This window comes from Staphylococcus caprae (assembly GCF_003966625.1).
GTDB classification, from domain to species: Bacteria; Bacillota; Bacilli; order Staphylococcales; family Staphylococcaceae; genus Staphylococcus; species Staphylococcus caprae.
In genome coordinates this window covers 2,109,715-2,129,340 of the sequence record NZ_AP018587.1, presented here as the reverse complement: position 1 = coordinate 2,129,340, position 19,626 = coordinate 2,109,715, and the positions used below count along the sequence as shown (strand labels likewise).

Here is a 19,626-nt window from a genome sequence, read left to right as displayed (position 1 = left end):
GAAATCTTAAATTTTAAAATTAAAATATTTATAGTTTAATTGATAAAATTGTTATAAAATATTATAAAATAACAACTTTAGAGGTGCAACATGAAAGATATATTAATAAATATTGGAGTATCATTATTTTTAGTAGCATTTATATTGCTAATAACGGCTCTTGTTTACGCGAAAAGAAAGAAAAAAATCAAAAAAATAATTGTTGCTGCAACTTGTTTTATAATCAGCATATTATTAATAGGACCTAATGGAGAACAAAAGCAAAAACATAGTAAAAAAGATAAAGTTACTCAAACACAAAGTAGTAAGAAGAACGATGTAAAAAGTAGTAAAAAATCAGAAAGCAATAATAAAAATACAGAAGAAAAGAAAAAAGACAATAATAGTAATCATATAGAAGTAGTGCCCCTTGTTAAAGTTGTAGATGGTGATACTGTTAAATTTAATTATAAAGGTAAGAAAACTACTTTCAGATTATTACTGATAGATACTCCTGAAACAAAAGATCCAAGAAAACCGGTAGAAAAATATGGTCCTGAAGCAAGTGAATTTACTACAAATAAGTTAACCAGTGCTAAAAAGATAGAAGTTGAATTCGATAAAGGTTCGCATACTGATAAATATGGAAGAAGCTTAGCATATGTTTATGCGGATGGTGAAATGTTAAACAATGCTTTGGTTAGAAATGGGTTAGCTAGAGTAAAGTATGTTTTTCCTCCTAATGACACGTATGAAAGTAAATTGAAAGAGAGTGAATCATTGGCTAAAGCTGAGAAGTTAAATATATGGAGTGAAGATTCTGAAGAGGATAATAAAGAGCAAAACAATAATCAGTCCGATAATCACTCAAATAATAACAATAATGATTCAAACAACAACAATAATAGTTTACCCGTACAATTTTCTAACTGTAAAGCACTTAGAGCAGTATATCCTGCGGGTGTGCCAATAGGTCATCCAGCATACAGCGCAAGGTTAGATGGAAATCATAATGGAGTTGCGTGTGAAATCAGATAGTTTTCATTCAGATAAGATTCTTAAAATTATTATAGGATAATCATAATTTCATAAAAGCAAATTTAAAGTCATGGAGGCTATGAATAGCTAACCATGACTTTTGCATTTTAATATCCATTTCGGTTATTTGTATTGGCCTGGCCTTGATTGTTATTCACGTTTGATCCATTATTTGAGTATTGTTGTGTATTACTTTGTTGCGGATTTTTATTTGCAGCTCCTTGAGGATATTGAACATTATTTTGTGCTTTCCCGTTTGTTTGATTTTGTTGTTGATTTGCTGTGTTAGCTTGATTATTATTGGCTGCGTTCTGATTAGCGTTGTTGTTATTGTATTGGGATTGTTTAGTAGTGTTGTTCGCTTGAGATGCATTATTGTTAGTAGGATGATTTTGCTTGTTGTTTTGTTGCTTAGATTTAGATTTGTCGTCTTTATTTTTTGAATCTTTATTTTTATTTTTCTTTGCTAATTTACTATCTTTAATTTTATCTTTTGCGTTATTTATTTTTTTATCGCCTTTAGAGTCTTTTTTATTATCTTTTTTTGAATCAGACTTCTTACTACTATCAGTTTCTTTTTTGTCAGAACTATCAGTATGACTGCATGCGCCTAATACTAAAAAACTCGATAATAGGATGGTAAATAATTTCTTCATAAAAAGTTCGCTCCTATATTTTAAATATTGGTGTTAATAAATTATCTTTACCCAAAATCTACACGATTAATTTTAAATTTATGTAAAATTTCTATTTTCAAAATTTGAATATTTATAAAGGCATGAAAAAGCCCCTCTTATCAAGAGGGGAAAGGTAAACAATTATTTGTTACCGCCGAATAAACCTTTGAAGAATTCGATTGCTTTTTTGATTAAGTTGATGATGAACATTTGACTCACCTCCTATGTATTTATTAACTGTAGTATATTCTCATTGGATATATTTTAGTTGATTATTTCAAAAGTCGTAAAAAATTGTTCATAGATGTAAAATTTAACTTAAAATTTAATAATTTGGAATTCATTTCTGTTAAAATTGCAAAACAATAACAAATTTATTCAATATATATTATAAGAATAGTAGGGATTAATTTGTAAAAAATACCCTTCATTGAAGAAGGGTATTGCTACTACTCTAGAACAGTCTTATTTGAATACGTCTTTAAAGAATTCTATACCTTTTTTTAATAAATCAAAGATGAACATATGAAACACCTCCAATTAATTGAGTATGTGTTTATCTTATAGTACGAATTGGAGGATTTGTCATTAAATGCGTTAATTACAATATATGATTCCTTTGTGTCAAAAAAATAAATATTTTAATAATTGTGAATTCCTAACTGTAGGTCTAATTATTTTTCTCCTGATATACCGTCTTTGTCACGGTATTTTTTAGGATCATAGCCAGGAGAACCCGCTACATGTTCACCAGGTTTAGGTGTGTCACTACCATAATTAGGCAAGTGATTAGAATCGTTAGAATGATTTACATTTGGATTAACATTCACATACGTTTGATAATAAATTGTTATCTTTAGAAACTTGAAGAATATAAATAATTTGAAGAATTAACTAAAAAGGCTTTACTTTTCTCAAAATAAGCGTATAGTGGAGGTTAAGTAATAAAGCACGTGAAGTTGATTGTTGAAATATTTTTATAGAATATTCTCTTTTGATTAATGGATTTGTTACAAATATTTAGTGCAAAAGCACGCGGAGGTATTCTATATGAATAACGGTACAGTTAAATGGTTTAATGCAGAAAAAGGTTTTGGATTCATCGAAAGAGAAGATGGCGGAGACGTATTCGTACATTTCTCAGCAATCGTTGAAGACGGTTATAAATCATTAGAAGAAGGTCAAAGCGTTGAATTCGACATCGTTGAAGGCGAACGTGGCGAACAAGCTTCAAACGTTGTTAAAATGTAATAACAATTTTCAAAGTCCTCTTCGGAGGGCTTTTTTATTTGGAAAATGATAACCATGTTACAATAACATTCAAGAATATATACGATACTTTAATTCTACATACATATAAAAATAAGGAGACAAGCATGAAAAAAGGGAAAATGATATTGAGTGAAATGACAACTTTGATGAAGTCTTTGAAGAACATTTTCAATATTATCAATGGTAATAAAGATTACTATAATCCTAAAATTGACTTGAAAAAGGATGACGATAATCTTAATGGTAAAAAGATTATTTTCTTAGGATCTTCAATTACATATGGTGCAGCTTCGAAGGGGATATCATTTGTCGAATATTTAACAACTGAATATGAAGTAAAGGGGATTAAGGAAGCTAAATCAGGGACTACGCTTGCAGGGGACAAGTCTGATAGTTACGTGAATAGACTGAAGAAATTAAACTTTGTGAATACAAAAATTGATGCAGTAGTTTGTCAGTTATCGACGAATGATGGGAGATTTGAGTATGAAATAGGTCAGATGAGTTCATCGTTTGAGCAAGAGGATTTCGATATTAACACGACGATTGGCGCGATAGAATATATAATTAAGTATGTTCAAATGAAATGGCGTTGCCCAATTATTTTTTATACTTGTATTAGAGAAAACGACGAAAACTATCGAGATTTAGTAAATCAGCTTCATCGTCTTAGAACAAAATGGGATATACATATTATAGATATATTTAATAATGAGGAAATTAATAAATTAGCTAAAAGTGATAGAGAAATGATGGCAGATGATGCTCACCCAACTAAAAAAGGGTACCGCTATTTATATACACCCATCATAGTAAGACAATTGGATGAGATATTATAAATTAAAGAGGATGTGCACGCGTTAAAGTTGGACTTTAAATCTAACTTTGGCAGCCGCACATCCTTTTTGTGATGATTGAAATATTGCTTCTCATAATAATGAATGACTTGTGAATATTGTTGTAACATTTCATATCGATAACTTTCGTTTGAATGATACTTTGAGTATCTTGAATATTTTGAGATTAGCTTGGAAGATTACTTAGTTATTTATTACCATTATCAGATGGGTTGCTATTATCTTTGTTTTTATTTACATCTTTACCATCTACACGTTCTGAATTTCTTTTAGCATCTTGTGATTTAGGATTATTCTTTTTGTTTGCACTTTGGCTTTCATTTTTAACTGTGTCGTTGCTATTTTGTTTCTTGGTATCTGTCTTTGTTTTATCTGATTTTTTAGTATTATGACTTTTTTCTTTTTTAGGTGTTGATTCAGATTTTTTGTCGTCCTTAGTTGAAGAAGTGTCTTTATTACCGCATGCTGTTAATATTAAAAAACTACTCAATAATAAAATTACAACTTTTTTCATAAAATCCTCCTCATATATTCTTATTTCACCTATATTTTATACTAATAAGCATCATAAGTCTTTTAAAAACAAAAAATCGCCTATGCAGATACTTTAATAATGACGAAAATTAAAGTCTGCAAGGCGACAACAAGAAGTAATGTTAAACACTCACAGAGTGTAACATTTACAGATTACCATAAAACTATATTTGTGGCTATTTAATTTGGTTAAAATTAATATAATTAATGTTACTTTTTTGTTAACACAAATTGACAATTTTTTGAAAATGTACGCATTTTTAGTACGCAGCTTAAGTTTTCTATTTTTTATCGAAAATACTTATTTCTTCATTTTCATTTTTGACTGAAATATATAAATTATCATCATAAGTATTTACATGATTTTCATTAGATAAGTTGAATTCAGCAAGTATTTTAAACGACCCATTATCTATAGGTTCGACTATTGAAATATCATTATCATTTTTTTGAATAAGAAATTTTCGATTTGAATAGTTATTTATTTTCCAGTCGTTCATATTATGTCACCTAACTAAAATTAATAATTTAACCAAAACTTTTTTCAATTTCAGTAAAAGCTTTAGTGGTTACTTTGATATTATAGATTTTATTTTCATCTATATCTCCCTCTAGATAACCTTCTTGAATGAGTACTTTGCAATTATAGATAAAATCATCATACTCACGGTCGCAAAAGTAATCATCTTGAGCTGTTACGGAATCTTTAAAATCGTTAGCTAATTCTTCTGATATTCCTTCGTTGGATCTCTCCATATATAGTTTATAAAACTTTGCAATTGTATATTTTTGTTCTTTCGTAAGTTCGTCCATGTATTATCCCTCCACACATATTACCTATGTCTATATACCCTAGATGAATGCTTAGAAAAACGCTAAAATTAGATAATATTTTTTGGGATTTTTAAATGAATATGAAGGCTATTTTTAAATTTAATTCGCATTTTTTATGCCTTTTTGAACAGCATTCGCAAATTTATAGAATGTTTTAGTGTATTTTTTTGGATTACCACGTGTTGTTTTGTCTAATTTCTGATGTTTAAAGAATTCTTGTCTCAAAGCAGTAGTTAATTCTAGTTGAACACCTGAATCAGTATCATTCATGTTTACGAAATTATCTGACGATTGAGCGTCAATTTCTTTAGGACTTTCCTTCGCAGTAAAACCTTTTTTACGTAATTCTTTTGCAATAGACTTTGACATGTCTCTATCTTTACCACCAATATAGACGATAGGATCATCGCCAGAAAATCCATGTATAGAAATTGTTTCTTTAGTTTTATCTAACATTTTAATTAATTTTGGTTCATCGTAATTTGTAGAAGTGATATGCAACTGATCATTATTATTAGTGCGTAGGCCTTCAAAAGAATAGAAATTATATTTTCCAACGTTTGAGATACGTCTTGCTAACTCAGTTGTCCCAGGTTCAATTCCGCCACCGTGAATGGCTGACACTAGAATACGCTTATCTTTTCGATGCTTTGTAACAACTTTCCAATCTTTATTTTTAGTCGTATGCTTTTTAAGTTCATTAAAATCACTGTAACGATCACTAGCCGGTTTTGATGGTGATTTTCTTGTATTATAAAAAATCATAACCACTAAGATAATGGCGATAATAATTATAGCTATGAATATATAGTATAGTTTTGAATATAGACTCCCTTTATCTTTCATTATGTCTCCTTTAATTTCAAAATTATAACTCATAAATGATAACAATGATTTTATCTAATTAACAAGTATTTTAACTTTTATTTAAAATTTTAAAATAATTGAACTTACTATAATAGGGTATACAATTAATGTTAAATACATGTATTTTTAATTTTAAAATTATTTTACGGAGGCGAAATTTTGGTTAATATTCAAGTAGTTCCAGCACATCCAAGTAACAAAAAAGGTGGCAAGTTAACTCATTTTGCAATTGATGAAATGGCAAAAGTCATTTTAGGAGAAACATCTAAAAATCGAATTAATTGTCAGTTACAGAAATTATGGAAAAAAAGAGGTAATCGATTTAGCCATGATATTTCTTATGTAGCTAAAGAAGACGACAGAGTTTTAGGAGCAATCACGTGTGCATCGCTAGTTAAAATAGAAAAATCTATGGTTAAGACTGTTTTAGAAATAATAAAAATGAAAAAATTAAAAGCTTTGAAAATTATTTTCTCAAACCCTAAAAAATTATATTCTTTAATTACAATGGACGAAGGTAATAAAGATGAATTCCATATTAGTATGTTAGCGACGTTACCTGAGGCGCGAGGTAAAGGTGTAGGAACGCGTTTACTTAATTTTGCCGAGAAAAAAGCCCAAAAAGAAGGCTTTAATAAATTGTCATTAACAGTAGTTAAAGATAATGACAAAGCATTAAATCTATATAAGAAATTTGGATTCTCTATAGTAGGAGAAATCAATAAATCACCATTTTACCTTTATCAAATGAGAAAGAATATCTAATTTGATAATCATAAACGACAAATTTGTCATTTTATAACTACACACTCGAAATTATATAATAATTTTAATAAATACTTGAAATGTTTTCACACTCCCTTAACAATAATATGCTATTTTAAAATAAAGGGATGTGATGTTGTTATGAATAAGGAAATTTTAAGAAGATATTTAAACGATGATAGCTTTAAAGCTGTAGCAGTGGTCATAGGAAATAAGAAAATCGTCTTAGAGAATGATCTTCATGTCGATTACGAAAACGAAATCATTATTTATCCGCTCAAGAATTGCACACGTATTATTCCTTTTAGCTCAATTTCATATTTAGATGTACTAGATAGAAACGAGCAGTTTGTTAATTATTTTAAAGAAGTCTAACTGACTAAAAATAACCCTCCAATCATAATAGCTAGGAAATCTCTACGCTATCATTTGGAGGGTTTAATTTTTAATACTTTTAACTAACTTTAATCGATAATCTTTGGTGAAATTATCTTTTAATGCATATGGAGAAATAATGTATAATCCATGATCACTCACGGCATTTTGATCAACACCATATTTATATGCTTGATAAATTATTTTTGTACAATATGTATATTTCGTACTTTTTAAATTAAGTGTGACTAGATAGCGACTGTGACTATTCTCATAATGACGTTTAACCCAGTTAGCGGCTTTTTGACCAGCACCTGGTTTAACACTACGATAAACTTTAATCCATTCGTTTTTCCCCGTACCGAATCGGTGCTTATAAGATTCAAATGATTCAGTGATAGGTTTATCGCCAGGACCTTCAATTTGAAGAACGGTATCTTCATCGATTGCGATGCTAGAATGCCCGAAGAACCCGTATAACACTGGACCTTTAGTGATTACGATATCTCCAGGTTTAAGTTTGAAGTCATTATTATCATTTGTCGCGACAGCATCTTTATTTTTGGTAAATTCATTTATCGAAAAAAATGCTACTAATACAATGAAAAGGGCAATAATTAAGTATATGTATTTATGTATCGCTTTCATTATTAGTGAAAACTCCTTAAATTGAGTCATTAAATTAATTACTATATTAAATTAATATCTGTGAAAATTAAACATTAATTTCAAGAAATGGATTATCAAATAGAAAAATTAAAAACTCAGTTACGTGATTGTAACTGAGTGACAAAGTGTAAACAATTTTCATTAAAATTCAATACATCAATACTGTTCTGTAAAAATTTTTGTTCATAAAAGTGAAATTGAAATTTATAATATACCAAAAATAAATGTATAAATGAGCATTGCAAAGCCGAAAATTAAGAAAATAACCGTAAAACCTAAATAAGATTCTTTTCTCTCTTCTTTTTTCGTTTTAAGCATAATGGCTAAAATAATTGCACCAGCAACAATGAATATAATTGAAAGCCATAATAATATTTGAAAATGTAAATTCATCTTACTCCCTCCTTATATCAAAAATTTTCCCTATAGGAAGTCATAAAAAATTGGATAAATATAGTAAAGTGCTAAGACAATATTAATAAAGAACAAAATTTCACTTAAAAGATCAGTATAAATAATTGCTATTGTTAAACTCGTAAATAGAGCAATACCACAAATACATAATCCTGGTATTAACCATAGGTGATTATCAACGTTTGCATTATAGGTAATGAGTACATTAAAAGCTATAAATAGTACGGTTAAGATGATATTAATCACATTTACACTAATTATTTTCATAGGTGTTTCACCTCATCAGACACATGAATAGCAAAAGGTCATTTATATACTATAATATCATATCATTTAATACAGATAGGTAAATAAATACATTTTACATTTTTATTTATGCACAATTAGAAAGCATTGTAAAACAAATATATACAATGACAAAAACGTTTCTTAATTTAAAGAGTCATGATTTCGACAAAAATCAATCGAAGATTTAAAAGTTATCATTATTGCTATAATTATGGCTTGGAAGTATGATGATTACTTATTTTTTGAGAGTGATTAAAGTATGAAGATTTTTGAGGGTTTAAAATTCTGAAGAATTTATGTAAAAAATGTGCAAAAAAAGAAATTTTGCACATAGACAATCTCGACTATTTTGGTATGATTAATAGCAAGCTTTTAATTAAATGATTGATTTTAATCAATTTTATAAAAGGGAAGAGATTTAATGACTTTTTATGATTTTATGTTAGGTTTTGTAAATGATGATACGCCGTTAGGTAGTTTAGCTAATCATATCCTAGAAGATACTCATTTTCCCCGAGAAGAGAAAAATAATAAAGAAATTCGCACGTACGTGATGACTCATTATCGAGATCACAACTTAATTGAGAGTACAAATAGAGCGATTAGTTTATATAAATTAATTTGAATAGTACCAATTATGAGTATTTAGTGCTTCCCACACATCTTTTGTTTTAAAATTAATTTCATTATTTCGAATGGAAAATGGTTCAATAACATCTTCATCTAACCATGTATTAATCAATTCTCTTGGAACACCGTCTAACAACATATCAGTTTTACTAATAATGAAACATTCCCAGTCTAACGAGACTGTATTAGGATTTACATAATTGCATTGATTATGACTATCCATAGCAAAACACTCCTTATAATAAATGTAAACCTGATGTTAAGTTTTACCCAAGGTCGCAACTTTCAAACAATTTAATAGTCAAATACGTCAATTTGTATATTTTTTTAAAACTGATAGATTTCGTTTACTTCTGTTTTCTTTAGTGATTAAATGAAGGGGATAAAAAGAGAGAATCTATTCGTTTAGAATAATTTAAGTAATTGTTATTGAAGAGGTGTTTATTTTGACTAAAACATTATATTTAATGCGACATGGTCAAACAGTTTTTAATTTAAAAGGTAAAATACAAGGCGCTAGTGATTCACCCTTAACATCACTAGGTATTCAACAAGCTCAGGCTGCACGAAAATATTTCGAAACTCATAATATTACGTTTGATACGCTCGTTTCATCATCACAAGAGCGCGCTAGTGATACATTAGAGAATGTTGCTCCTGAGCGAAATTATCAACGTTTAAAAGGCATTAAAGAATGGAGTTTTGGTTTATTTGAGGGTGAAAGTGTTAGTCTATTGAATGCCACTTATGATCCTAAATTTTTGTATGGTGACAAAATTGTTCCGTTTGAGGGAGAGTCTCGAGAGGAAGTTGAAACGCGTGTCTATCATACTCTTGAAAAAATCATGCAAAACTCGAATGGTGACACAGTTTTAGCTGTAAGTCATGGTAGTACAATTGGCTTATTTATAAGAGTGATTCTTGGTTATGACGAGGGCAGTAAATATGATATGGGTAATTGCCATATAGCAAAATTTGAATATGATAATAATGAATTCAAATTTGTAGAGATTATTGATCCAATCGTTTAAAAATAGAACTCATCAACTTACTTGTAAGAAATTAAATGGTACAAGTGGTTGATGAGCTTTTTTATTTGAAAAGGAGCATGAATATTTTTTGAACTATTATTAAAGCTACAATAACAATGATGATACTAGATAGTTTATTCACAAAGATTAATAGCTTACCGTTTTTATCTAAAGAACCTACTGATTTTCCTGCTAACGCTAAGAAAATGAACCATATCCATGAAACTGAAATACACGTTAATGTAAAAGCAAACTTTTCGTAACCAACGTATGCTGACGCACTTGTTCCTATCACACCAATTGTGTCCATTACTGCATGGGGATTTAAAAGAGAAACGGAAAGGGCAAAACTTATTTGTTTTGATGCGGACAGACTGTTGTCCTGTTTAACATTCTGAGTTTTCTCATTCCAAAGTGTCCAAGCTATATAAAATAGGAAAATAAGACCGAAAATATATATCACAAGTTGTAAAGTAGGTAAGGACATGAGTACGAGTGAAACACCTAGAACGGCTAAACTTATGAGTATAGTGTCGCATAATCCAGCTGTAATAATAACTGGTAATGTTTTAACGAGTTGTGGTTGGGTGGACCCTTGGTTAAAAACAAATATATTTTGGGCACCTAATGGAAGTATAAGCCCGAGCGCCAAAAGGAAAGCATGTAAAATAGCTTCAATCATTTTAAATCACATCACTTTAATAAATGAAAATTTAGAAAATTCAAATTAATTATATCTTAAAAATAAAGTGAATGCATTTACTTTTCACCAGATTTAAAAAGTGATTAAAGTCATTGAAGAGATAAATATCGAATATATCGTAGATAGGGTATGATGTGAAATACCCCATATACGTACAAAATTGTTGATATATTCAATTATGAGTTAGCTAAATGATCACAAACATAATAAATCAACCAGTTTTCATCAAGGTATTCGTCATCAATTTTGCTCGCATTTTTTTCAAAAGCTAGATTTTCAAAACCGATAGAACTAAAGAAAACTTTGGCACTAATATTGTTAGAAGCGATAGTAGTCATTAACATTTCAATATTTTGAGTCTTAGCGTATTCAATAATATGATTAATCAATTCTCTATTGATGATTTCATCATTATTTTTAACAAAATTATTTTCAAGAATCGCTTTATGACGCTTACTTACAAATTTCATTTGTTTTAACGTACAAGTAGCGACAAGCTGGTCATCTTCAAATGCACCAAAAATATTCCAATATTTTGTTTCTTGAGAAAGAATGGTTTTAAGGCAATCTTCCGAAACATTTTCTAAATAATAGCGATCCCATGCGTAATTATGGTAACCGTTTGACATTAACTCTTTATATGCTTCTAAATCATCATTATTTAATAAACGGATATTGTTCATGTTGACCTCCAGATTTAAAGAAAATACAAAATTATAAAATACCTTTAGTTAAAGAGACTTATCAAATACATAATAAAAGAATTATTAAAAATACGCAATAATCGTTTTATGATAACAAAAAACATTTCTGAAAATATATTTAAGCGTAAATTTTAATATTAAAACTATTATTTTAAATATTAAGAACTTCTTGTCGCTTGAAATGATTTTAATACGCACTATTTTAACGAAATATTTATTCATTTAACTCTATTTACTAAATCTTAATAAATTTTATTTCAGGTGTATACAATTTATAAGCTTACTGAATTTAGATATAAAAAAGCCACCAACAAAATACGTAAATTTGTTGGTGGTTGAATCTAAAATATATTCAATTGACTATTTATTATTATTAATCTACAACTTCTACATTTAAGTTAACATCGATATTGCCACGTGTTGCTTTAGAATATGGACAGAAGTCATGTGCATCTTTTAAATATTTTTCTGCATCTTCTTGTGATAAAACGTTTTTAACTTTTGCGTCAATATCGACACTTAGTTTTGGACTTTCTGCATCTGGATCATCTTCTAAACGTACAGTTAATGTGACTTCAGGTTCAGCGTCACGTACTTTATTTTGTTTTAAGATAAGATCAAATGCACCGTTAAAGCATGAAGCATAGCCTGCTGCAAATAATTGTTCAGGGTTTGTAGCTTTTCCGTCAGCTTGTTGTGGTGGTAATACGTCTACATTTATTGCGTTATCGTCAGTGTGAACATGTCCTTTACGTCCACCTACGTTTGTAGCTTTAGTTTCATATTGAACTGCCATTATGATTACCTCCTAAATTCATTATACTTGTGTACTACCCGATGACTAATTTTTTAAATCATAGAGAATTTCATTTTCAGGAAAATGAATTAAATAACATTAATTTGTAAGTGATAAAGCAATTAATATAAAATAAGTTTAATACGATGTTAGAAACGAGGTATATACTATGACACATGTTGATGTGGCAGCTACAATTGCACCGGAAAATCAAATTTCACAAACACTCTTAAATGATATTTACCGATATAGAGAATCGCTTGATATTGTGGAGTTAAGAATAGACCAATGGATCGACTTTAATATGGAACCATTTGAAACGACCATTCATCAATTAAAACAATTGAATATGAATTGTAAAATCCTTGTGACGTATCGAACATCAACTCAAGGCGGTAAAGGGGATATTGGAGAAACTGAATATTTAGAGTTACTGTATAAGTTAATCCAACATGCACAGTTTGATATGTTAGATATTGAGTGGAACGTGTCCATAGATGTAGAGGTTTACGGTAAGTTAATTCAACACGCGCAAGAGAATGGTCTCAAAGTGGTGTTATCGCATCATAATTTTCAAGAGACGCCTTCATTAGAGGAATTAAAATTTATTTATTTCAAAATGCAAAAATTGTCACCACAATATTTGAAGTTAGCAGTGATGCCTCATAGCAAAGAGGATGTCTTACATTTATTAGAGGCGATGAGTGTGACTTCTGATAGTACGCCATATCAAGTGATTGGCATATCGATGTCTAAATTAGGTGTAATTAGTCGTACAGCTCAAGGCGTCTTCGGCGGTGCAGTTTCGTATGGTTGTTTGGGAGAACCGCAAGCTCCTGGTCAGATTCATGTTAAGGAGCTGAAACAGCAACTCCAATTTTATGAATCATAAACAGAAAAGTTGAATAAAATGTGACTGTGAATTATAATTGATAATTGTTATCAACGAACGTAGAAGGAGCGAATTAAAGTGGAATTACAAGAAGCTATATCTAATAGAAGAAGTATCAAGAAATTTAAACATGATATGGTTATTGACGATAAGGCATTATATGATGCTGTCGAAAAAGCTACAGACGCTCCAAATCACGGAATGAGAGAACCTTGGAGAGTCGTTCATGTTGCAAAAGATAAATTAGGTGATTTCAGTCAGGATATTACGAGATTTGCATTTCCTGATAATCCTGAAAAAAGAGAAGACCATTATAATGCAGTAACAAATCTAGGAGGTTTATTATTATTAATCTTAAAAGATGACCCTAGACAAAGACAAAGTCGTGAAAATTACTTTGCATTTGGGGCATTTGCTCAAAACTTAATGCTTCTCTTATATGAGGCAGGTATCGGAACATGTTGGAAATCACCACATTACATTTTCGAGCCTAAAGTACGTAAAGCTTTAGATATTAAAAACGATGAAATTTTAGCTGGTTTCTTATATCTTACAGATTTAGAAGTAGAACCAACTAAAGCACAACGTAAAAATAAAAATTTAATCACTGAATTTGAATAAGGTTTAAAAAATTGAGTGTATGAAAATAAAAAAGGAGTTTTCCCTACATTAAACAGTAGAGAAAGCTCCTTTAACTTTTATTGATTTAAATTTTCATCTAAAAATGATTCCACTTGTTCTGGAGATTTCGCATTTGCTGAATGTAAATGCGCTAATTTTTCACCATTTTGGAAAATTAAAATACTAGGAATACCCATTACGTCATTTTCAGTGGTTACATCTTCTAATTCATCACGGTCTACGACGTACCAGCTATAGTTATTATATTTCTCAACAATAGGATCAATCCACATATCCATTGCTTTACAATCAGGACACCAATCGGCCTCGAATTTTACAATAACTGGATGATTACTGTTAATTGTTGAATTAAAATCTTCAGTTTTATGAATACCTTGCATCATTTATACTCCCTTTCAATATTAGTAAATTTATTATAACGAATGATATCTTTTTTATAAAAATATTAGCCTAAAAAGTAGAGCGTTTTCTTATAGAAAATGATATATTTGTCTTAATAGAGATAAGGAGGTAATAAACATATGATAAAATTTTATCAATATTCAAATTGTACGACTTGCAAGAAAGCCGCTAAATTTTTAGATGAATATGGTGTGAGCTACGAACCTATCGATATTGTTCAACACACACCCACTAAAAAAGAGTTTGAAGATATTATTGAGAAAACAGGTGTAGAAATAAATAAATTATTTAATACACATGGTGCTAAATATCGTGAACTTGATTTGAAAAATAAATTAAAAGACATGTCAGATGATAAAAAATTAGATTTATTAGCATCTGATGGAATGTTGGTAAAACGTCCACTAGCTATCTCTGGAGAAAAAATCACTTTAGGTTTTAAAGAAGAAACGTACAAAAATACTTGGATATAATTTTTTAACACTCGTCGTAAAAAGTGAACATTAGAAATGAAAATGTATCAAATATCGTGTTTTACATAAATAAATACGAATTTTATCATATTAATTCTTTTAGATAATAGTTGATTGAACTATATCAGTGTGGCATCATTAAAATGTAATTAATAATTAGGAGGGGATTCTCGTGGCAGTACCGAGCGAATTTAAATATTCTAAAGAACATGAATGGGTTAAAATAGAAGATAATGTAGCAACAATTGGTATTACAGAGTACGCTCAAAACGAGTTAGGCGACATTGTATTTGTTGAACTACCTGAAACAAATGACGAATTAAATGAAGGCGATACTTTTGGTAGTGTAGAATCTGTTAAAACAGTATCCGAATTATACGCGCCTATCTCAGGTAAAATTGTAGAAATCAACGAAGAATTAGAAGATAGCCCAGAATTCGTTAATGAATCACCATACGAAAAAGCATGGATGGTTAAAGTAGAAATGAATGACGAAAGTCAATTAGATGCATTATTATCAGCAGACCAATATTCAGAAATGATTGGTGAATAGCATGTGTTAAACTCCTCGATTATTTTAATCAAGGAGTTTTATTTATAATATAAAAGAATTTTTACACTATATTTTAAATCAGTGTTTAGTTTTCATTAACCATATGTAAGTTTGCCCGTTGTGATGTTTAGTTTTTCTAAATTCTGTGAATGGTTTAAGTGACAGTTAACTATCGACGCTTAGAAGGTGGATTGACATGACTATTGTGAATAAAGTTATCATTGTTGAAGGTAAATCGGATAAGAAAAGAGTGCAACAAGTTATCGCAGAGCCAGTAAGTATTATTTGTACACATGGGACCATGAGTATAGATAAAATTGATGATATGATAGAATCACTTTATGGTAAACAAGTTTATGTTCTTGCAGATTCTGATGACGAAGGAGAAAAAATTAGAAAATGGTTTAAACGATATTTAAGCGAAAGTGAACACATATATGTTGATAAAACATATTGTGAAGTTGCGAAATGTCCGAAAAATTATTTAGCTAATGTTTTGAATAGATATGGTTTCTCAGTGAAAAAAGAAAAGAATCTCATGCCTAATTTAAACACTGAAAGGTTAGTTCTAGTTAATGAATAGTTCAATTGATCTTGAAGATATAACAGAAAATTATAATGAAGAGAAACATCTTATATTTGGCTATACGCCAATGTGTGGAACGTGTAAAGTTTCAGAAAGAATGTTAGATATTGCGAATGATATTTTACAGCTTCCGGTTAAAAAGGTGGATCTTAATTTTCATCCTGAATTTAGTAAAGAAAAAGAAATTATGTCAGTGCCTGTTTTATTGGTGATGAATAAGGATCAAGAAGTAAAAAGAATCTATGCTTTTCAATCAGTCCCTTATTTGTTAGAAAATTTAAAATAGTTATTGACGAAACTTTAGTACGGTGGTAGGATTAAAACAAATTAAATGATGCGTAAACTCTTATCGAGAGAGGTGGAGGGATGTGCCCTACGAAGCCCGGCAACCGTCTGATATAGAAATGGTGCCAATTCACATAAAGTTTAACTTTAGAAGATGAGAGAAAGAAGATATACAAATGCTTTCTCAACTCTCTAAAGATTGAGGAAGCATTTTTTAATTTATATAAGCAATTTAAGGAGGCTATTAACGTGATTGAGTTAAACCAAATAGTGAAACGATATCATACTAAGAACAAAGATGTTCTAGCAGTTGATCACGTTGATTTAAATATTGAATCAGGCTCGATTTTTGGCGTTATTGGTTTCTCTGGTGCAGGTAAAAGTACGCTAATTAGAATGTTTAACAATCTAGAAGCGCCTACTTCTGGAGATGTCATTATTGATGGTGACAATATTAGTAAATTATCCAAATCAGAGTTGCGTAAAAAACGACAAAAAGTAAGTATGATTTTCCAACATTTCAACTTATTATGGTCAAGAACCGTATTAAAAAATATTACTTTCCCACTTGAAATTGCAGGAGTACCGAGTGGTAGAGCGAAGCAAAAAGCACTTGAACTTGTAGAACTTGTAGGATTGAAAGGCAGAGAGAGTGCGTATCCATCAGAATTATCAGGTGGACAAAAGCAAAGAGTAGGTATAGCTAGAGCGTTAGCAAATGACCCTGATGTTTTACTTTGTGACGAAGCAACGAGTGCTTTAGACCCTCAAACAACTGATGAAATTCTAGACTTATTACTTAAGGTAAGGGAACAACAAAACCTTACAATCGTATTAATTACTCATGAAATGCATGTGATTAGACGCATTTGCGATGAAGTCGCGGTAATGGAAAACGGTAAAGTCATAGAACAAGGAAAAGTTAGCGAAGTATTTGAAAATCCACAACATGCAGTTACTAAACGTTTTGTTAAGGATGATTTAAATGATGACTTTGAAGATGCTCTAGATGAATTAGAACCATTAGCGAGTGATTCTTACATAGTGAGATTAAACTTTACTGGGGATAATACGACAGAACCTATTGTTTCATATATTACTAAAACACATAATATAGACGTTAATATTCTTGAAGCTAATATCAAGAATACAAAGGATGGTTCTATAGGCTTCTTAGTTATTCAAATACCGCATATTGATAGTGATAACTTTGAACAATTTAAGAATGATCTTCATCAACAACATGTGAATGTGGAGGTGTTGAAACATGGGTAAATCATATGGCGAAATATTCCACGAAATGTTTACAATGCCTAATGTTCAGTGGCCAGATGTATGGCAAGCAATATTAGAGACACTATATATGACTGTTGTTTCTACTATATTTGCTTTCATCTTTGGTTTGATTTTAGGGGTGTTACTTTTCTTATCTGCGAAAAGTCATTCACCAGCAGCTCGAGTTTTCTACACAATTGTTTCATTTATAGTTAACTTATTTAGAGCGATACCATTTATCATTTTAATTTTATTACTTATACCGTTTACAAGTGTAATTCTTGGAACGATTAGTGGACCAACAGGCGCTTTACCAGCACTTATTATCGGTGCAGCACCATTTTATGCTCGCTTAGTAGAAATTGCCTTCAAAGAAATTGATAAGGGAGTTATCGAAGCGGCTTGGTCAATGGGTGCGAATACTTGGACAGTCGTACGCAAGGTACTACTTCCTGAGGCGATGCCTGCGTTAGTTTCAGGTATTACTGTGACAGCTATTGCTTTAGTCGGTTCAACTGCTATAGCTGGTGTCATTGGTGCCGGTGGTTTAGGTAACTTAGCCTACTTAACTGGTTTCACTCGAAATCAAAATGATGTCATCTTAGTTTCAACTGTATTCATCTTAATCATAGTATTTATAATTCAATTCCTAGGGGATTGGCTTACAAATAAAATTGATAAACGCTAAAGAAAAGGGGACAACGTTCAATGAAAAAAATCTTAGGAATAATTTTAGTATTAGCATTAACAGTTGCTTTAGCTGCTTGTGGCGGTGGCGACAAGAGCAAAACAATCACAGTAGGTGCATCACCAGCACCTCATGCTGAAATTTTAGAAAAAGCTAAACCATTATTGAAGAAAAAAGGTTACGATTTACAAATTAAAACAATTAACGATTACACTACACCTAATAAATTATTAGATAAAGGCGAAATTGATGCTAACTTCTTCCAACATACGCCATACTTAAAAACTGAAAGTAAAGAAAAAGGATATAAAATTGAATCTGCAGGAAACGTAGAACTTGAACCAATGGCTGTGTACTCTAAAAAGTATAAAAGTTTAAAAGACTTACCTAAAGGTGCAACAGTTTATGTTTCAAATAACCCTGCTGAACAAGGTCGTTTCTTAAAATTCTTCGTAGATGAAGGTTTAATTAAACTTAAAAAAGGCGTTAAAATTGAAGATGCGAAATTCAGTGACATCACTGAAAACAAGAAAGATATTAAATTTAACGACAAACAATCTGCTGAATACTTACCTAAAATCTATCAAAACCAAAAAGCTGATGCAGTCATCATTAACTCTAACTACGCAATCGATCAAAAATTAAGTCCTAAGAAAGATTCTATCGCATTAGAAAATGCTAAAGATAATCCATATGCTAACTTAATCGCTGTTAAAAAAGGACATAAAGATGATAAAAAAATCAAAGCTTTAATGGAAGTATTACAATCTAAAGAAATTCAAGACTACATTAAAGATAAATATGATGGTGCCGTGATGCCTGCTAAGTAACAAAAAATCACTCTCTTAACGCGTGCGTTAAGAGAGTGATTTTTAATTATTATAATACTTTATTATAGTATACCTACACCACCGTATCCCATTTGATAATCAAATTTTAGAAATTCTATATTTGGATTTTGTTCAAAAAAACGATTCACTTTCTTATTGAGTCCATTTTCAGTCATAGATGTAATGTTGACGAAATTCATAACGTCACTCCTTAAATCATTTTAGGTACTTTTAATATATGAAAATTAAAGTATAAAGCAATCTTTTTAAGTTAAAAATTAAGCTTTTAACAGCATATGGATGTTTATTTAATATTTTAGAGGGTAAAAGTGATAAAGATAAAAGTCATAAGGAGGAAATTACAATGGCTGAAGATAACAAATTTGAACAAGCTAAAGGTAATATTAAAGAAACAGTAGGTAATGCTACAGACAATAAAGATTTAGAACAAGAAGGTAAAGAAGATAAAACTTCTGGCAAAGCAAAAGAATTTGTAGATAACGCAAAAGAAAAAGCAAATGACGTTATTGATAAATTCAAAGGTAATAAAGGAGACAACTAAGGTTG

Annotated in this window: 31 protein-coding genes, 2 pseudogenes and 1 riboswitch; of the genes and pseudogenes, 18 read left to right on the top strand and 15 right to left on the bottom strand. The window is 30.1% G+C overall.

All coding sequences use genetic code 11. The annotated features are described in order from the left end of the window. Nucleotides 1-186: 186 nt before the first annotated feature. Nucleotides 187-816: pseudogene (locus JMUB898_RS12895) on the top strand (thermonuclease family protein); the annotation flags it as partial. A 96-nt stretch (nt 817-912) separates the two neighbouring features. Further along, nucleotides 913-1,017, top strand: a pseudogene (locus JMUB898_RS12800) (excalibur calcium-binding domain-containing protein); the annotation flags it as partial. Between the two features lie 107 nt (nt 1,018-1,124). Here JMUB898_RS12800 and JMUB898_RS10250 read toward each other — a convergent pair. Both JMUB898_RS10250 and JMUB898_RS12890 read right to left on the bottom strand, forming a co-directional pair. After that, complete coding sequence (locus JMUB898_RS10250) at nt 1,125-1,673, bottom strand: hypothetical protein (protein WP_044466335.1); 549 nt, start codon at nt 1,671-1,673, stop codon at nt 1,125-1,127. Nucleotides 1,674-1,835: 162 nt separating this feature from the next. Further along, nucleotides 1,836-1,904: an epsilon family phenol-soluble modulin gene (locus JMUB898_RS12890; protein ID WP_115177471.1), complete on the bottom strand. Its 69-nt coding sequence runs from the start codon at nt 1,902-1,904 to the stop codon at nt 1,836-1,838. A gap of 840 nt (nt 1,905-2,744) precedes the next feature. Here JMUB898_RS12890 and JMUB898_RS10240 point away from each other — a divergent pair. Continuing rightward, the gene (locus JMUB898_RS10240) at nt 2,745-2,945 is read left to right on the top strand and encodes a cold-shock protein (RefSeq protein WP_037541206.1); all 201 of its coding nucleotides are present in this window, start codon (nt 2,745-2,747) and stop codon (nt 2,943-2,945) included. A gap of 125 nt (nt 2,946-3,070) precedes the next feature. Further along, nucleotides 3,071-3,805 (top strand): SGNH/GDSL hydrolase family protein, encoded by a 735-nt coding sequence (locus JMUB898_RS10235; RefSeq protein WP_037541208.1) that lies wholly within the window; start codon nt 3,071-3,073, stop codon nt 3,803-3,805. Between the two features lie 205 nt (nt 3,806-4,010). On the opposite strand, the gene JMUB898_RS10230 is transcribed toward JMUB898_RS10235, so the two are convergent. The 4 genes from JMUB898_RS10230 to JMUB898_RS10215 form a co-directional block, all read right to left on the bottom strand. Then, nucleotides 4,011-4,337, bottom strand: coding sequence for a hypothetical protein (locus JMUB898_RS10230; RefSeq protein WP_002441615.1), 327 nt, complete (start codon nt 4,335-4,337; stop codon nt 4,011-4,013). A gap of 301 nt (nt 4,338-4,638) precedes the next feature. Continuing rightward, entirely contained in the window at nt 4,639-4,857 is a 219-nt protein-coding gene (locus JMUB898_RS10225; protein ID WP_002441617.1) for a hypothetical protein, read from the bottom strand. A 28-nt stretch (nt 4,858-4,885) separates the two neighbouring features. Beyond that, the gene (locus JMUB898_RS10220; protein ID WP_002441619.1) at nt 4,886-5,170 is read right to left on the bottom strand and encodes a hypothetical protein; all 285 of its coding nucleotides are present in this window, start codon (nt 5,168-5,170) and stop codon (nt 4,886-4,888) included. 120 nt (nt 5,171-5,290) lie between these two features. Next, on the bottom strand, nt 5,291-6,037 hold the full coding sequence (locus JMUB898_RS10215; RefSeq protein ID WP_044466334.1) for a poly-gamma-glutamate hydrolase family protein: 747 nt from the start codon (nt 6,035-6,037) through the stop codon (nt 5,291-5,293). Between the two features lie 180 nt (nt 6,038-6,217). Here JMUB898_RS10215 and JMUB898_RS10210 point away from each other — a divergent pair, with 180 nt between their 5' ends. Next, complete coding sequence (locus JMUB898_RS10210) at nt 6,218-6,823, top strand: GNAT family N-acetyltransferase (protein ID WP_002441625.1); 606 nt, start codon at nt 6,218-6,220, stop codon at nt 6,821-6,823. 141 nt (nt 6,824-6,964) lie between these two features. Continuing rightward, complete coding sequence (locus tag JMUB898_RS10205; protein ID WP_002441627.1) at nt 6,965-7,198, top strand: hypothetical protein; 234 nt, start codon at nt 6,965-6,967, stop codon at nt 7,196-7,198. A gap of 63 nt (nt 7,199-7,261) precedes the next feature. On the opposite strand, the gene lnsA is transcribed toward JMUB898_RS10205, so the two are convergent. The 3 genes from lnsA to tsaA all read right to left on the bottom strand — a co-directional run bounded on the left by lnsA (nt 7,262) and on the right by tsaA (nt 8,548). Continuing rightward, on the bottom strand, nt 7,262-7,846 hold the full coding sequence (gene lnsA / locus JMUB898_RS10200) for a lipoprotein N-acylation protein LnsA (RefSeq protein ID WP_037541212.1): 585 nt from the start codon (nt 7,844-7,846) through the stop codon (nt 7,262-7,264). A 225-nt stretch (nt 7,847-8,071) separates the two neighbouring features. Further along, nucleotides 8,072-8,260: a type II toxin-antitoxin system toxin TsaT gene (gene tsaT / locus JMUB898_RS10195; RefSeq protein ID WP_002441631.1), complete on the bottom strand. Its 189-nt coding sequence runs from the start codon at nt 8,258-8,260 to the stop codon at nt 8,072-8,074. Between the two features lie 30 nt (nt 8,261-8,290). After that, a complete protein-coding gene (gene tsaA, locus JMUB898_RS10190) occupies nt 8,291-8,548 on the bottom strand; it encodes a type II toxin-antitoxin system antitoxin TsaA (RefSeq protein ID WP_002441634.1) in 258 nt (85 codons plus the stop codon). Between the two features lie 442 nt (nt 8,549-8,990). Between tsaA and JMUB898_RS10185 the strand changes: the two genes are divergently transcribed. Beyond that, the gene (locus tag JMUB898_RS10185) at nt 8,991-9,194 is read left to right on the top strand and encodes a sterile alpha motif-like domain-containing protein (RefSeq protein WP_002441635.1); all 204 of its coding nucleotides are present in this window, start codon (nt 8,991-8,993) and stop codon (nt 9,192-9,194) included. Here JMUB898_RS10185 and JMUB898_RS10180 read toward each other — a convergent pair. Beyond that, entirely contained in the window at nt 9,186-9,422 is a 237-nt protein-coding gene (locus JMUB898_RS10180; protein ID WP_002441638.1) for a hypothetical protein, read from the bottom strand. The two genes, JMUB898_RS10185 and JMUB898_RS10180, sit on opposite strands and share 9 nt — an antisense overlap. A 223-nt stretch (nt 9,423-9,645) precedes the next feature. Between JMUB898_RS10180 and JMUB898_RS10175 the strand changes: the two genes are divergently transcribed. Continuing rightward, nucleotides 9,646-10,230 (top strand): histidine phosphatase family protein, encoded by a 585-nt coding sequence (locus tag JMUB898_RS10175; protein WP_037541214.1) that lies wholly within the window; start codon nt 9,646-9,648, stop codon nt 10,228-10,230. Between the two features lie 61 nt (nt 10,231-10,291). On the opposite strand, the gene JMUB898_RS10170 is transcribed toward JMUB898_RS10175, so the two are convergent. The 3 genes from JMUB898_RS10170 to JMUB898_RS10160 form a co-directional block, all read right to left on the bottom strand. Continuing rightward, on the bottom strand, nt 10,292-10,912 hold the full coding sequence (locus tag JMUB898_RS10170; protein ID WP_002441642.1) for a LysE/ArgO family amino acid transporter: 621 nt from the start codon (nt 10,910-10,912) through the stop codon (nt 10,292-10,294). A gap of 197 nt (nt 10,913-11,109) precedes the next feature. Beyond that, entirely contained in the window at nt 11,110-11,616 is a 507-nt protein-coding gene (locus JMUB898_RS10165; RefSeq protein WP_002441644.1) for a GNAT family N-acetyltransferase, read from the bottom strand. Nucleotides 11,617-12,010: 394 nt separating this feature from the next. Then, nucleotides 12,011-12,433: an organic hydroperoxide resistance protein gene (locus JMUB898_RS10160; RefSeq protein WP_002441647.1), complete on the bottom strand. Its 423-nt coding sequence runs from the start codon at nt 12,431-12,433 to the stop codon at nt 12,011-12,013. 169 nt (nt 12,434-12,602) lie between these two features. Between JMUB898_RS10160 and aroD the strand changes: the two genes are divergently transcribed. Both aroD and JMUB898_RS10150 read left to right on the top strand, forming a co-directional pair. Beyond that, entirely contained in the window at nt 12,603-13,325 is a 723-nt protein-coding gene (gene aroD / locus JMUB898_RS10155) for a type I 3-dehydroquinate dehydratase (protein ID WP_002441649.1), read from the top strand. Nucleotides 13,326-13,403: 78 nt separating this feature from the next. Next, complete coding sequence (locus JMUB898_RS10150; protein WP_002441651.1) at nt 13,404-13,946, top strand: nitroreductase family protein; 543 nt, start codon at nt 13,404-13,406, stop codon at nt 13,944-13,946. 77 nt (nt 13,947-14,023) lie between these two features. Here JMUB898_RS10150 and JMUB898_RS10145 read toward each other — a convergent pair whose 3' ends face one another. After that, complete coding sequence (locus JMUB898_RS10145) at nt 14,024-14,347, bottom strand: thioredoxin family protein (RefSeq protein WP_037541218.1); 324 nt, start codon at nt 14,345-14,347, stop codon at nt 14,024-14,026. A 141-nt stretch (nt 14,348-14,488) separates the two neighbouring features. Here JMUB898_RS10145 and JMUB898_RS10140 point away from each other — a divergent pair, with 141 nt between their 5' ends. The 7 genes from JMUB898_RS10140 to JMUB898_RS10110 all read left to right on the top strand — a co-directional run bounded on the left by JMUB898_RS10140 (nt 14,489) and on the right by JMUB898_RS10110 (nt 19,059). Then, complete coding sequence (locus JMUB898_RS10140; RefSeq protein WP_002441654.1) at nt 14,489-14,842, top strand: arsenate reductase family protein; 354 nt, start codon at nt 14,489-14,491, stop codon at nt 14,840-14,842. A gap of 172 nt (nt 14,843-15,014) precedes the next feature. After that, nucleotides 15,015-15,395 (top strand): glycine cleavage system protein GcvH, encoded by a 381-nt coding sequence (gene gcvH, locus JMUB898_RS10135; protein WP_002441656.1) that lies wholly within the window; start codon nt 15,015-15,017, stop codon nt 15,393-15,395. A 196-nt stretch (nt 15,396-15,591) separates the two neighbouring features. Next, on the top strand, nt 15,592-15,978 hold the full coding sequence (locus JMUB898_RS10130; RefSeq protein WP_002441658.1) for a toprim domain-containing protein: 387 nt from the start codon (nt 15,592-15,594) through the stop codon (nt 15,976-15,978). Continuing rightward, nucleotides 15,971-16,267 carry a thioredoxin family protein gene (locus JMUB898_RS10125; RefSeq protein WP_002441660.1) on the top strand — a complete coding sequence of 99 codons (297 nt, stop codon included), beginning with the start codon at nt 15,971-15,973 and terminating at the stop codon, nt 16,265-16,267. The genes JMUB898_RS10130 and JMUB898_RS10125 overlap by 8 nt, the downstream gene beginning before the upstream one ends. Before the next feature lie 57 nt (nt 16,268-16,324). Continuing rightward, nucleotides 16,325-16,427, top strand: a riboswitch (SAM riboswitch). 88 nt (nt 16,428-16,515) lie between these two features. Continuing rightward, nucleotides 16,516-17,541, top strand: coding sequence for a methionine ABC transporter ATP-binding protein (locus tag JMUB898_RS10120; protein WP_002441661.1), 1,026 nt, complete (start codon nt 16,516-16,518; stop codon nt 17,539-17,541). Beyond that, nucleotides 17,534-18,229, top strand: coding sequence for a methionine ABC transporter permease (locus tag JMUB898_RS10115; protein WP_002441663.1), 696 nt, complete (start codon nt 17,534-17,536; stop codon nt 18,227-18,229). Before JMUB898_RS10120 ends, JMUB898_RS10115 begins: the two co-directional genes overlap by 8 nt. A 20-nt stretch (nt 18,230-18,249) precedes the next feature. After that, nucleotides 18,250-19,059, top strand: coding sequence for a MetQ/NlpA family ABC transporter substrate-binding protein (locus JMUB898_RS10110; RefSeq protein WP_002441665.1), 810 nt, complete (start codon nt 18,250-18,252; stop codon nt 19,057-19,059). Between the two features lie 62 nt (nt 19,060-19,121). Here JMUB898_RS10110 and JMUB898_RS12690 read toward each other — a convergent pair whose 3' ends face one another. Continuing rightward, the gene (locus JMUB898_RS12690; protein WP_002441667.1) at nt 19,122-19,259 is read right to left on the bottom strand and encodes a hypothetical protein; all 138 of its coding nucleotides are present in this window, start codon (nt 19,257-19,259) and stop codon (nt 19,122-19,124) included. A gap of 164 nt (nt 19,260-19,423) precedes the next feature. Here JMUB898_RS12690 and JMUB898_RS10105 point away from each other — a divergent pair, with 164 nt between their 5' ends. Beyond that, nucleotides 19,424-19,621 carry a CsbD family protein gene (locus JMUB898_RS10105; protein WP_002441669.1) on the top strand — a complete coding sequence of 66 codons (198 nt, stop codon included), beginning with the start codon at nt 19,424-19,426 and terminating at the stop codon, nt 19,619-19,621. Nucleotides 19,622-19,626: the final 5 nt, after the last annotated feature.